Genomic DNA, 14,151 nt, shown 5'->3' with positions numbered 1-14,151 from the left:
CCCGGTGGACGCGCCACATTGGGGCAGGTCAGGAGCCCGACCTAGCCTCTGCCGAGATCAGGCGTTCCGGTGACGAGATCACGATAGGTGAGTCATCCATGACCGAAAGCGCACGCGAGTCGGGCGACACCGGAGCGGACATCGCCCTCGTCGGGATGGCCGGCCGGTTCCCCGGCGCCCCGGACGTCCGCCGACTGTGGACGAACCTGCGGTCCGGTGTCGAGTCCATCTCCCGGTTCACCGACGAGGAGCTGCGCGCCGCCGGGGTGCCCGCCGACCAGCTCGCCGACCCCGACTACGTGCGCGCCGGGTCCGTGCTCGACGACATCGACCTCTTCGACGCCGGGTTCTTCGGCTACACGCCCCGGGAGGCCCAACTGCTGGACCCGCAGCAGCGGCTGTTCCTGGAGAGCTCCTGGCACGCCCTGGAGGACGCCGGCGTCGACCCGGCCCGGTTCGACGGCACCATCGGCGTCGTGGGCGGGGCCGCGCTGAGCACCTACCTGACCCACCACCTGCTCGGCCACCCCGACCTGCTGGAACTGCTCGGGCAGGTCCAGGTGGGACTGGCCAACGACAAGGACTCGCTGGCCACCCGCGTCGCCCACGCCCTCGGCCTCACCGGACCCGCCTACGCGGTGCAGAGCTACTGCTCCACCTCGCTGGTCGCGGTGTCCCTCGGCTGCTCCACCCTCCTCGCCGGCGAGGCGGACCTCGTCCTGGCCGGCGGCGTCACCGTCTCCCTGCCCCACCGGGTCGGCTACCTCTACCAGGAGGCGGGCATGTCCTCCCGGGACGGCAGCTGCCGGGCCTTCGACGCCACCGCCACCGGAACCCCCGTCGGCAGCGGCGTCGGCGTCGTCGCGCTGCGCCGGCTGGAGGACGCGCTCGCCGACGGCGACCGCGTCCACGCCGTCATCCGGGGCTGGGCGGTCAACAACGACGGCTCCGACAAGGTCGGGTTCACCGCCCCCGGCGTCGCCGGACAGGCCGCCGTCGTCGCCGAGGCCCTCGCCGCCGCCGGGCTCGAACCCGCCGACCTCGACTACCTGGAGGCCCACGGCACCGGCACCCCCCTCGGGGACGCCGCCGAGATCTCCGCGATCCAACAGGTCTTCGACACCGAGGGCGTGCGGCTGCGCATCGGCTCGGCCAAGACCAACCTCGGCCACCTCGACCGCGCCGCCGGCGTCACCGGCCTGATCAAGACCGCCCTGGCCCTGCGCCACGAGGAGATCCCCGCCACCCTCCACCTCACCACCCCCAACCCGCAGCTGGCCCGCTCCGGCGACCGCATCCGCGTCGTCACCGACCGCCAGCCCTGGCCCCGGTCGTCCCGGCCCCGGCGGGCCGGGGTGAGCGCCTTCGGCATGGGCGGCACCAACGCCCACGTCGTCCTCGAGGAACCGGCGGACACCACCCCGACCGCCCCGCTGCCCGCCCGCCGCCACCAGGTGTTGGTCTGGTCCGGGCGGGACGCCGCCGCCGCCGACGAGTCCACCGCCCGCCTGGCCACCTACCTCCAGGGCACCCCCGACCTGCCCTCGGCCGCCTACACCCTCCAGACCGGCCGGGCCGTCCTGGAACACCGCAGGGCCGCGGTCGTCACCTCCGCCAGCGACGCCGCCGACGCGGTGACCACCCAGGCGGCCCAGCGGCTGTCCACCCGGGTCGACGCCACCACCGGCCGCACCACCGGTTTCCTGCTCGCCGGGGTCGGCGAGCACTACCGGGGCATGGTCGCCGGCCTCCACCGCACCGAACCCGTCTTCGCCGAGGCACTCGACGCCTGCCGCGCCGTGTTCGCCCGCCACCTCGACGGCGACCCCGTCGAGGAACTGCTGCGGGACCGGGAGACCGGCGGGAACGACCTCGCCCGGTTGCTGGGCCGGGACACCGGGCCCGCCGCCGACGACGACGGGGACCTGGCCCGCACCGAGGTCGTGCAGCCGGCCATGTTCGCCGTCGACTACGCCCTGGGCCAGCTCGTGTCCTCCTGGGGAGTGCGGCCCCGCGTCCTGCTCGGCTACAGCATCGGCGAGTTCGCCGCCGCCTGCCTCGCCGGCACCCTCACCCTCGACGAGGCCGCCAGCCTCGTCGCCGTCCGCGCCACCCTCATCTCCCGGCTCCCCCGGGGCGCGATGGCCGCCGTCCCGCTGTCCTCGGACGAACTGCGCCACCGGTACGGCACCACCGGCCTGGGGGTGGACATCGCCGCCGAGAACGGGCCGAGGTTCGTCGTCGTCTCCGGGGCCGCCGACGCCGTCGACCAACTCGCCGACCGCCTCGCCCGCGACGGGGTCCCGCTGCGCCGGCTCCGCACCCGCCACGCCTTCCACTCGGAGGCCCTGCGACCGGTCGCCGACGACCTCACCGACTGGGCACGGCGCAACCTGAGCCCCCGGCCCCCCACCATCCCCTACCTGTCCAACGTGACCGGTCAACTCGTCACCGAGTCGCAGCTGGCCGACCCCGGCTACTGGGCCCAGCACATGGTGAGCACCGTCCGCTTCGCCGACATGCTCGGCACCGTCCTGGCCGGCGGGGACGACGTGCTCCTCGAACTGGGACCAGGCCAGTCCCTCGGCGCGATGGCCCGCAACCACCCGGACTGCGAGCCGAGGCGCTGGCCGCTGCTCGTGCCCACCCTGCCCGCCGAGGCCGACCCGGCCACCGACGAGGCCGTGCTGGCCAACGCCGTCGCCCAACTGTGGCTCGCCGGTGCCGACGTCGACTGGGCCGCCTACCACCGGGGCCGGGGCGCCAGGAAGACCACCGTCCCCGACTACCCGTTCCAGCGCCGCCGGTACTGGATCGAGGCCAGCCCCGCCACACCCCCGGGCCCCACCACCCGCCCGGGCGCGGCCCCCGACCCCGCCGGCCACACCCCCGGCCGCGCCGCCGGGACACCACCCCCCGCCACCCGAACCCCCACCGCCACCGGTGGCCCGGAGATCCTGCGGCCGCACTGGGCACCGGCGCCGCTGCCGGCCACCCCGCCGCCCGCCCCGACCGGTCCGGTGTGGATCCTCGCCGACGACCGGGGGATCGGCGCCGCCCTCGCCGACCGCCTGCCCGACCACACCTGCGTGCTGGTCCACCCCGGCGAGGAACCCGACGAGGACAACGGGGTCCTCCGCCCCGACGACCCCGCCGACTACCGGCGGCTGCTGGACCGCACCGGGCTCCCGGCGGCCGTCGTCCACCTGTGGGGCGTCGACACCCGCACCGCCGGGGACGCCACCCACGCACTCCGCCTGGGCTTCGACAGCCTGTGCGCGCTGGCCACCGCCCTCGGCGCCGCCGCCGGGGCCCCGCTGCCGGTCACCGTGGTCACCGACTCCGCCCGCGCCGTCGCACCGGGCGACGTGCCCGTCGCCGAACGCGCCACCGCCTTCGGCGCCTGCCTGGTCATCCCCCAGGAGTACCCGTCGCTGCTGGTGCGGGCGGTCGACGTCCGGCTGCCCACCGAGGACCTGCCCGCCCTCGTCGCCGCCGAGATGTGGGCGACCGGGACGGACCGCTTCGTCGCCCACCGCGACGGCGTCCGCTCCACCCTGGACCACCGGCCGGCCGAGCCCGCCGACACCCCCACGCCGTGGCGGCCCCGTGCCGACGGCGTCACCCTGGTCACCGGCGGCCTCGGCGCGGTCGGACTCCGCCTCGCCGCCCGCCTCGGCGGCCACGTCGTCCTCACCACCCGCCGCGCGCTGCCCGCCCGCGAGGACTGGCCCGCCGTCCTCGACGCCGCCGAGGACCCCGCGCTGCGCGCCCGGCTGCGCGGCCTCACCGACCTCGCCGAGCAGGGCGCCAGCGTCGAGGTCGCCACCGTCGACATCACCGACGAGGACGCCATGCGCGCCCTGGTCACCACCCTGACCCACCGCCACGGCCGCCTCGACGCCGTGATCCACCTCGCCGGCCTCACCGACCCGGCCGCGTTCGGGGTGCTCGCCGAACTCGACCCCGCGGTGCGGGCCCGCCACTTCGCCCCGAAGGTGCGAGGCACCCGCGTGCTCGAACGGGTCCTCGCCGACGTCGACGTCGACCGCTGCGTGCTGTTCTCCTCGATCTCCACCACCCTCGGCGGCATCGGCTTCGCCGCCTACGCCGCCGCGAACTCCTTCCTCGACGCCGTCGCCGCCCGCAACACCGGCTGGAGCGCCATCAACTGGGACACCTGGGCCAGCACCGCCGACGCCCTCCGCGACCAGGACTTCGGCAGCAGCCAGGTCGAGCACTCCCTCACCGAGGACCAGGCGCTGACCGCCCTCGACCGGGTGCTCGCCGCCCCCGTCACCCGCACCCTGGTCAGCGCGGGCGACCTCGCCGGCCGGATCCGGCAGTGGGTCGACCAGGGCGACGACCCGACCACCCCCGGGGACCGGTTCCCCCGCCCCGACCTCGCCCAGCAGTTCGTCCCGCCCCGGGGAGAGGTGGAACGCCGCCTGACCAAGGTGTGGGAGGACGTGCTCGCCATCGACGGGGTCGGCTCCCACGACAACTTCGCCGACCTCGGCGGCACCTCCCTGATGGCCCTGCAACTGGTCAAACGGGTGCAACGCGTGTTCGGCATCGCGCTCTCCGCCGTGTCGCTGTTCGAGGCCCCCAGCGTGCGCACCATGGCCGCCCTGCTGGAACGGGCCGGTGGCACGGCCGAGGAGGAACCAGCCGACCCGCCCCCGGCCCCCGCCCCCGACCCGACCGGGGCCCCCGACCCGATCGCCGTCGTCGGCATGGCCGGCCGTTTCCCCGGCGCCCCCGACCTGGGCACCTTCTGGGCCAACCTCGCCGCCGGCGTGGAGTCCGTCACCGAGTTCACCGAGGACGAACTCCGCGCCTCCGGCGTCCCCGAGGCCGACATCCACTCACCGGACTACGTGCCCCGCCGGCCCGTCCTCGACGACATCCGGGGTTTCGACGCCGAGTTCTTCGGCTACAGCCCCCGCGACGCCAGCATCACCGACCCGCAGCACCGGCTGTTCCTGGAGTGCTGTTGGGAGGCCCTGGACGACGGCGGCTACGGCTCCGCCCGGGGTCGCGACCGCGTCGGGGTGTTCGGCGGGTCGAACCTCAGCGCCTACATGGCCCGCCGGCAGGACGCCGTCCGTGACGGCGGCGAAGCCGACCTGTACGCCTCGCTGATCGGCAACGACAAGGACTCCCTGGCCAGCGGGGTGTCCTACAAGCTCGGCCTCACCGGGCCCAGCATCAGCGTCCAGACCTTCTGTTCCACCGCCCTGGTCGCCCTGCACCTGGCCTGCCAGAGCCTGCGGGCCCGCGAGTGCGAGCTCGCCCTCGCCGGCGGTGTCGCCATCCACGTGCCCGACCGGGTCGGGCACCGCTACCAACCGGGCGGCATGGAATCCCCCGACGGCCACGTCCGCACCTTCGACGCCGCCGCCGCCGGGACCCTCTTCGGGGACGGGGCCGGCGTGGTGCTGCTCAAACGGCTCGCCGACGCCCTCGCCGACGGGGACACCGTCCACGCCGTCATCCGGGGCTCCGCCGTGAACAACGACGGCTCCCTCAAGGTCGGCTACACCGCGCCCAGCGTCGTCGGCCAGGCCCGCGTCGTCTCCGACGCCCTGCGCGCCGCCCGGGTCCGCCCGGAACAGGTCGGCTACGTCGAGGCGCACGGCACCGCGACCGAACTCGGCGACCCGATCGAGGTGGCGGCGCTGGCCAGGGCGTTCGGCGAAGGCCCCCCTCGCCAGTCCTGCCCCATCGGGTCGGTCAAGACCAACATCGGGCACCTGGCCGCCGCGGCGGGGGCCAGCGGGCTGATCAAGACCGTGCTGGCCCTGCGGAACCGCCAGCTCCCCCCGAGCCTGCACTTCACCACCCCCAACCCGGAGATCGACTTCCCGGCCAGCCCCTTCCACGTCACCACCGCCCTCACCGACTGGACCCCACCGCCCGGCGGCCGGCGCATCGCCGGCGTCAACTCGCTGGGCATGGGCGGCACCAACGTGCACGTCGTCGTCGAGGAGGCCCCCGACCCCGAGCCTCGGCCCGGCACCGGCCACCGCCGCTACCAGCTGGTGCCGCTCTCCGGGCGCACCGCCGAGAGCGCGGACGCCGCCGTCGACCGGCTCCGCGACCACCTCGCCGCCCACCCCGGACTGGACCTGCGGGACGTAGCCCACACCCTCCAGGTCGGTCGGGAGACCTTCGAACACCGGCGGGCCCTCGTGGTCTCCGCCACCGACGACCTCGCCGCGGGAGGCACCGCGCCGGCCACCCCCCTCCTCCGCCGCGACCCGGCCCGGGACCGCCCGGTGGCGTTCCTGTTCGCCGGCGTCGGCGAGCAGTACCCCGGCATGGTCCGGGAGCTGTACCACCGCGAACCCCGGTTCCGCGCCACCGTCGACGAGTGCGCCGCCGAGCTGGCCGACCTCGTCGACGTCGACGTCGTCGCCCTGCTCACCGGGCCCCGCACCGGCCCGGACAGCCCGGAAGCCAGCGAGCTCACCCGCACCGAGGTCGCCCACCTCGCGGTGTTCGTCGCCGAGTACGCCCTCGCCAGGCTGTTCCTCGACTGGGGCGTCACCCCCGCGGTGATGCTCGGCTACTCCCTGGGGGAGTACGTCGCCGCCTGCCTGTCCGGTGTGCTCAGCACCCGCGACACCCTCCGGCTCCTCGTCCACCGCGCCGCCCTCATCGACACCCTGCCCGGCGGGGCGATGCTCACCGTCGCGTTGGCACCGGACACCCTCGACCGGCGGTTCGGCCCCCTGGCCGACCGGGGAGTGGACGTGTGCGCCGTCAACGGCGAGGAGATGACCGTCGTCGGCGGCACCGTCGAAGCGGTGGACGCCCTCACCCGCCTGCTCGACGAGGCCGGGGAACCGCACCGCCGGTTCCCCAGCGCCCACGCCTACCACTCCCGCCTGCTGCGCCCCGCCCACGAGGAGCTCACCCGCTGGGTGGCCGAGAACCTGAGCCCCCGCCCACCCCGCATCCCCTACCTGTCCAACGCCACCGGCGCCCCGGTGACCGCCGACCAGGTCACCGACCCCGAGTACTGGGCACGGCACATGGTGTCCACCGTGCGGTTCGCCGACGGGCTCGGACACCTGCTGGCCGACCCCGACCTGGTGCTGCTGGAACTCGGCCCGGGCCGGTCACTGGGCGCGATGGCCCGCGCGCACCCGGACTGCGACCGCGACCGGGGCCCGCTGATCGTGCCCGTCCTCCCGGCCGCCGTCGACACCGACGCCGACGACCACACCCTGATGGGCGGCCTCGCCCGGCTCTGGCTGTCCGGAGTGGACCTCGACTGGTCCGCCCACCACCACGGCGAGGCCCGCCGGGTCCCACTGCCCTCCTACCCGTTCCAGCGGCGGGAGTACTGGCTGGAGGAGACCCCCCGGGCCAGCCACCCCGGCTCCCCGGCACCGGAGGGCGCACCGCTGGACATCAGCGCCCTGCCCCTGCTGGAGGAGCCGGACTGGCTGCACACCGAGGTGTGGCGGCAGACCCCACCCCGGCCCACCCCACCCCCGGCCGCCCGGTGGCTGCTGCTGGTCGACGACCCCGACGCCCCGCTCACCCGGTCCCTCGCCGAGTCCCTGCGCGCCGCCGGCGGCACCGTCCGCTTCGCCCTCCCCGACGACGACGCGACCGAACCCCGCTGGGACGGCGACACCGCCACCCTCCGCCCCGGCGACGCCGACCAGCTGCGGGCCGCGCTGCGCCACACCCGCGAACTCGACGAACTCCCCGACCGCGTCGTCCACCTGTGGTCGCTCCCCGACCACGCCGCCGACGGCGACCAGGCGCACGACCCCGCCGGCGCCGTGGACACCGCCCTCACCCGGGGCCTGCACACCCTCGTCGGCCTCGCCGTCGCCTTCCGCGACCTCGGCTCCACCTCCTGGGCGCTGGACGTCGTCACCTCCGGGGTCTGCTCCGCCACCGGCACCGAGGCGCTGCGACCGGCCTGGGCCACCCTCACCGGACCCGTGCGGGTAGTACCGCTGGAATACCCGGGCGTCACCTGCCGACTGGTCGACCTGGACCCCGCCGAACCCCCCGCGTCGCCCCGACTGGCCAGGGCCCTCACCGCCGAACTCGCCGCCGACCCCGCCGACCCGGTGGTCGCCCTGCGCGGCGGGCGCCGCTGGCTGCCCGAGCACGACCGGATCCCCCCAGCCCAGCCCGACACCGACGCGCGGACCACCGCCGGCCAGGGCGCGCTGCGGGAACGGGGCGTCTACCTCGTCACCGGCGGGCTCGGCGGCATCGGCCTGGCGATGGCCGAACACCTGGCCACCACCTGCCAGGCCCGGCTCGTCCTCTTCGGACGCACCGGCCTCCCACCCCGCGACACCTGGGACGACATCCTCGCCGACCCCCGCACCGGCGAGGAGGTGCGCCGCCGCGTGGCCGGCGTCCGACGCCTGGAGGGCACCGGTGCCGAAGTCCTCGTCGTCACCGGCGACGTCAGCCTCCCCGAGGACACCGACCGGGCCGTCCGCGCCGCCCTCGACCGCTTCGGCGCGCTGCACGGCGTGCTGCACGCCGCCGGCGTCCCCGGCATCGGGCTCATGCAGTTCAAGACCCGGGCCGAGATGGCCAGGGTGCTCGCCCCCAAGGTCGCCGGCACCCTCGCCCTGACCCGCGCGCTGCGCGCCGTACCCGACCTGGACTTCCTCGTCCTGTTCTCCTCCATCACCGCCACCACCGGCGGCGGACCCGGCCAGGTCGACTACTGCGCCGCCAACGCCTTCCTCGACGCCCACGCCAGGGACCCCCGCCGCGCCACCGAGCCGTGGCGCACCCTCTCCGTCGGCTGGGGGGAGTGGCGGTGGAACGCCTGGGAGGCCGGCCTCGCCGGCTACGACTCCGCGCTCCAGGACTACTTCCGGGCCAACAGGGCCCGCCTCGGCATCGACTTCGACGCCGGCTGGCGCTCCCTGCTGCGCGCGCTGGCCACCGACCAACCCCACGCGGTCGTCAACACCCAGGACTTCACCACCCTGGTCCGCGCCAGCTCCCAGTTCACCGTCGACGCCGTCAACGGACCCCGCCCCACCGACCAGCCGAGCCCCCGCCACCCCCGCCCCGACCTCGTCACCCCCTACGTCGCCCCCACCGGCGACGTCGAGACCGCCGTCGCCGAGGTGTGGGCCGAGGCCCTCGGACTGGACCGCGTCGGCGCCCAGGACGGTTTCTTCGACCTCGGCGGCAACTCGCTGGTCGGCATCAAGGTGCTGGCCGACATCCGCCGACGCCTCGACGTCGACGACCTCGCCCCCCACGTCCTGTACCAGGCGCCGACCGTCGGCGCCCTGGCCCAACTGATCGCACCCGACCAGGCGCCCCCGACCCCGGCCGTGACCGAAACCGGCGGCGACCGAGGCCAACGGCGGCGCGCCGGTCTGCGCGCGGCGCAGCGGAGGAAGAACGCATGAACGAGGTGGACATGCCCGAGGACGACACCCGGATCGCGATCGTCGGCATGACCGGCCGCTTCCCCGGCGCGGGCACCGTCGAACAACTGTGGAGCAACCTCACCGGCGGCCCGACGGCGATCCGGGAGATCACCGAGGAGGAACTCGCCGCCGCCCGCGTCCCACCCGCCATGCTCGCCAACCCGCAGTACGTGCGACGCGGCGCCCCCCTGGACGACCCGGGGCTCTTCGACGCCTCCTTCTTCGGGTTCAGCGCCCGGGAGGCCGAGGCCACCGACCCCCAGCACCGGTTGTTCCTCGAATGCTGCTGGGAGGCCCTGGAATCCGCCGGCTACCAGCCCAACCGGGTCCCCGGCCGGGTCGGGGTCTTCGGCGGCGTCGGCCACAGCTTCTACGGGCTGCGGCACGTCCTGGCCAGCCCCGAGGTCATGGACACCATCACCCGAGGCCAGTACGCGATGGGCACCGCCCCCGACTCGCTGTGCATGGTCGTCTCCTACCGGCTCGGCCTCGACGGCCCCGTGTTCTCCGTCCAGTCCTCCTGCTCGACCTCCCTGGTCGCCGTGCACGTCGCCGTGCAGAGCCTGCTCACGCAGGAGTGCGACACCGCGCTGGCCGGGGCGTCCCGCATCGAGGAACCCGTCCCCGAGGGCTACCTGTTCGAGGAGGGATCGCTCACCAGCCCCGACGGGATCGTGCGCAGCCTCGACGCCGACGCCAACGGCACCGTGCTGGGCAACGGCGTCGGCGTCGTCGTCCTCAAACGACTCACCGACGCCCTCGCCGACGGCGACCACGTGCACGCCGTGATCCTCGGCAGCGCCGTGAACAACGACGGCTCCGCCCGGGCCGGCCTGGTCGCCCCCTCCGTCGAGGGCCAGTCCACCGTGATCAGCGACGCCATGTCCGTGGCCGGGGTCGACCCCGGCGAGATCGACTACGTCGAGTGCCACGCCCCCGGCACCCGGCTCGGGGACTCCGTCGAACTGGCCGCGCTGGACCGGGCCTTCCCCACCGCCCGCGACACCCCCTGCGTGCTGTCCTCCACCAAACCCGACCTCGGGCACCTCGACCGGGCCTCCGGCATGGCCGGGCTCATCAAGGCCGCCACCGCCGTGGAACGCGCCCAACTCCCCGCGACCCGAGGCTTCCGGCAGCCCAACACCGCCCTGCCCCGCGACCGGTTCCGCGTCCTCACCACCTACCAGCCCTGGACCACCCCCGGCGACACCCCCCGCCGCGCCGGGGTCAGCTCCTTCGGTGCGGGCGGGACCAACGCGCACGTCGTCCTGGAACAGGCACCGCCCCGACCCGCCGCCGACCCCCTCCCCGGGCCGCACGTGCTCGTCCTGTCCGCCCGCACCGCCACGGCCCTGACCGCCGCCCGGCTGGCCCTGCGGGACCGCCTGGCCGACGGCACCCTCACCGACACCGACCTGGGCGACGTCGCCTACACCCTCCAGCTCAGCCGCGCCGGCTTCGGCCACCGCCTGGTGTGCGTCGCGGACGACCTCGCCGACGCGGTGGCCGCCCTCGACGACCCCACCCGCCACCGCACCGCCCACCCCTCGTCGCGCGGCGCCCCAGCGACGCGGCCAGGCACCCTCACCACCGCCGCCGACCAGTGGCTCGACGGGGCCGACGTCGACTGGGCCGCCCTGCACCGGCGCACCGTCCGCCGCGTCCCCCTGCCCACCTACCCGTTCGAACGGCGGGAGTACTTCATCCCCCGCCCCGCGTTGGGAGCGGCCGCCGCCCGCGAGGACGCCGGACTGCCCGGCCACCGCCTGCCCGACCGCGCCGACTGGATCAACCACCCCTCGTGGCGCCGCGTCCCCCTGCCCTCGGTCCGCGACCCCGGGCACGCCCGCGCCCTCGGCCCGTGGCTCGTCGTCGCCGACGACGAGGTCGGCGCGGCAGCAGCCGCCCTGCTGCGCGCCGACGGAGCCGAGGTCGCCCTCGTCGACCCCGCCACCGTGGCCACCCCGACGGACGCCGCCGCGTTCCTGCGCGAACACGGCCGCCCCCGCGCCCTCCTGCACACCGCCAGCCTCGCCGCGCCCCGCCCCGAGGACCCCGCCGCCCGGTTCGCCGCCGCCCAGGACCGCGGGTTCCACTCGGTCCGCGCCCTGGCCAAGGCCCTCTCCGAACACCCCACCCCCGGCGACGTGGACCTGCTGGTGTGCACCGGCGGCGCCGTCAACGCCACCACCCACGACCTCACCGCCCCCGAACAGGCCACCCTGCTCGGCCTGCTGCGCGTCATCGCCCAGGAGGTCGGCGACCTCGACTGCCGGCTCATCGACGTCGACGTCACCGGCTGCGCGGCCGCGCTCGGCGGGACGCGGGAACTCGCCGCCGCCGTCCTCACCGAACTCGGGGTGGACCTCGTCGAACCGGTCGCCCTCCGAGGCACCGACCGCTGGGTCCGCCACTTCGACCGGCTCCCGCTGCCCGCCCCACCCGCCCGGGGACGCCGCATCCCCGAGGGCGGCACCGTCCTCATCACCGGCGGCCTCGGCGCCGTCGGCCAGATCCTCGCCGAACACCTGGTGACCACCCGCCACACCCGCCTCGTCCTCACCGCCACCACCCCGCTGCCACCCGAGGACCAGTGGGACGAGCACCTCGCCCACCACGACCCGGCCAGCGACCGCACCGCCCAGCACATCACCACCCTGCGTCGCCTCACCGGCCTCGGCGCCGACGTGCTCGCCCTCGCCGCCGACGCCGGCGACCCGGTGGCGATGGCCGCCGCGCTCGACGTCGCCCGCCAGCGCTTCGGCCCCCTCGACGCCGTCATCCACGCCGCCGGCACCATGCGCTCCGACCGGTACGGGCCCGTCGTCGACCTCGACCGCGCCGCCTGCGAGGAACACTTCCACTCCAAGGTCACCGGGCAACGGGTCCTGCACGACCTGCTCCACGAAGGGGAGGCACCCGTCCGGCTCGCCGTCTCCTCGATGTCCACCCTCCTCGGCGGGCTCGGCCACGGCCCCTACGCCGCCGCCAACTCCGCCCTCGACGCCCAGTCCGTCGCGCTCACCGACACCACCCCGGCACGCTGGCAGACCGTCGACTGGGACACCTGGCTCACCGACGGCGTCGACCCGCGCACCCTGGCACCGGCCATCCGCGACTACACCCACGACCGGGCCGAGGGCACCGACCTGTTCGAACGGGCGCTGTCCCTGTTCGACCGGGCCCCGCACCTGGTCGTCTCCTGCGGCCCCCTCGACGAACGCATCACCAACCTCACCGACTCCCGGGGCGCCGACAAGGCCCCCACCCTCCGCCACCCCCGCCCCGAACTCGACATCCCCTACGAGGAACCCACCCCCGGCGACGAAACCCACCTCGCCGCCATCTGGTGCGAGGTCCTCGGCCTCGACCGCGTCGGCGCCAACGACGACTTCTTCGACCTCGGCGGCCACTCCCTCGCCGGTGTCCGGGTGATGACCCGCGTCCGCGCGCGCTTCGGCGGCACCAAGGCCGACGTGCTGATCGCCAACCCGACCGTGCGGCGCCTGGCCACCGCCCTCGCCGCCACCGCAACCGCAGGAACAGGAGACCAACCGTGACCCACGTCGGTGTGGTCGGCGCCGGAGTCATGGGGGCCGGCGTCGCGCAGAACCTCGCACGCCACGGGCACCCCGTCGTGCTCGTCGACTCCGATCCCCACGCCCTCACCAGGGCCAGGGAGACCATCGACCGCGACTGCCGGATGTCCCGCTTCCTCGGCGGCCCCGACCTCGACGCCGAGGAGGTCCTCGGGCGCATCACCACCAGCGAGGACCTCGCCGCGCTCGCCGACACCGAGGTCGTCATCGAGAACATCACCGAGAGCTGGGACCTCAAGAAGGACCTCTACCCCCGGCTGGACGCGGCCGTCCGCGCCGACGCCGTGTTCGTCGCCAACACCTCCGCCATCCCCATCACCCGGCTCGCCTCGCTCACCCGCCGGCCCCGGCGGTTCGTCGGCGTGCACTTCATGAACCCGGTGCCGATGAAACCCGCCGTCGAGATCATCCCCGGCGAACACACCTCCGCCGAGGCACTGGCCACGGTGCGGGCCCTGCTCGACTCCATCGGCAAGAAGGCCATCCCCGTCAACGACGCCTGCGGATTCGTCTCCAACCGCGTCCTCATGCTCACCGTCAACGAGGCCGCGTTCCTCGTCCACGAGGGAGTCGCCGACGCCGCCACCGTCGACGAGGTGTTCCGCAGCTGCTTCGGCCACCCGATGGGACCACTGGAGACCGCCGACCTCATCGGGGTCGACACCATCCTGCACAGCGTCGAGGTCCTCCACGACCACTTCGCCGACAGCAAGTACCGGCCCTGCCCGCTGCTCAAACGCATGACCGACGCCGGGCACCACGGCCGCAAGACCGGCCGGGGCTTCTACACCTACGACGGCGCCGCCGCGCCGGCCAACCCCTGACCCGCCACCCCAGGAGGACCCAGACCCATGGCCCAGGACGTCCGCGCCGAGGTCCGCCAGTTCATCACCGGCCGTTTCCCCCAGATCACCCTCGACGACGACCAGGACATCTTCGCCCTGGGGTTCGTCAACTCCCTGTTCGCGATGGAACTCGTCATGTTCGTCGAGCAGCGACTCGGCGTCCGGGTGCCCAACGACGAACTCCGCCGGGAGAACTTCAGCTCGGTCACCGCCATGGCCGCCCTGGTCGACAGGGTCGGCACCGGCACCGAGGCCACGGCGGGCTGA

4 protein-coding genes are annotated in these 14,151 nt (G+C 75.1%); all 4 read left to right on the top strand.

Going from position 1 to position 14,151, the window contains the following annotated elements:
- The first annotated feature begins 98 nt into the window (after window positions 1-98).
- The 4 genes from C1701_RS00675 to C1701_RS00660 are packed head-to-tail and all read left to right on the top strand — an operon-like array spanning window position 99 to window position 14,151.
- Window positions 99-9,419 carry a type I polyketide synthase gene (locus tag C1701_RS00675; RefSeq protein WP_103055310.1) on the top strand — a complete coding sequence of 3,107 codons (9,321 nt, stop codon included), beginning with the start codon at window positions 99-101 and terminating at the stop codon, window positions 9,417-9,419.
- Window positions 9,416-13,000 (top strand): SDR family NAD(P)-dependent oxidoreductase, encoded by a 3,585-nt coding sequence (locus C1701_RS00670; protein WP_337662040.1) that lies wholly within the window; start codon window positions 9,416-9,418, stop codon window positions 12,998-13,000. Before C1701_RS00675 ends, C1701_RS00670 begins: the two co-directional genes overlap by 4 nt.
- The gene (locus C1701_RS00665) at window positions 12,997-13,863 is read left to right on the top strand and encodes a 3-hydroxyacyl-CoA dehydrogenase family protein (RefSeq protein WP_026420148.1); all 867 of its coding nucleotides are present in this window, start codon (window positions 12,997-12,999) and stop codon (window positions 13,861-13,863) included. The genes C1701_RS00670 and C1701_RS00665 overlap by 4 nt, the downstream gene beginning before the upstream one ends.
- Before the next feature lie 27 nt (window positions 13,864-13,890).
- Window positions 13,891-14,151, top strand: a complete 261-nt coding sequence (locus tag C1701_RS00660) for an acyl carrier protein (RefSeq protein WP_103055309.1) — start codon at window positions 13,891-13,893, stop codon at window positions 14,149-14,151.

Source organism: Actinoalloteichus sp. AHMU CJ021, assembly GCF_002895405.1.
Lineage (GTDB): Bacteria > Actinomycetota > Actinomycetes > Mycobacteriales > Pseudonocardiaceae > Actinoalloteichus_B > Actinoalloteichus_B caeruleus.
The sequence above is the reverse complement of the archived record's forward strand: the minus strand, read 5'-3'. Positions and strand labels throughout refer to the sequence as shown.

What these genes read in the sequence shown, in the direction of transcription:
- C1701_RS00675 (WP_103055310.1), top strand. Translation starts at nt 99, where the DNA reads ATGACCGAAAGCGCACGCGAGTCGGGCGACACCGGAGCGGACATCGCC.
- C1701_RS00670 (WP_337662040.1), top strand. Translation starts at nt 9,416, where the DNA reads ATGAACGAGGTGGACATGCCCGAGGACGACACCCGGATCGCGATCGTC.
- C1701_RS00660 (WP_103055309.1), top strand. Translation starts at nt 13,891, where the DNA reads ATGGCCCAGGACGTCCGCGCCGAGGTCCGCCAGTTCATCACCGGCCGT.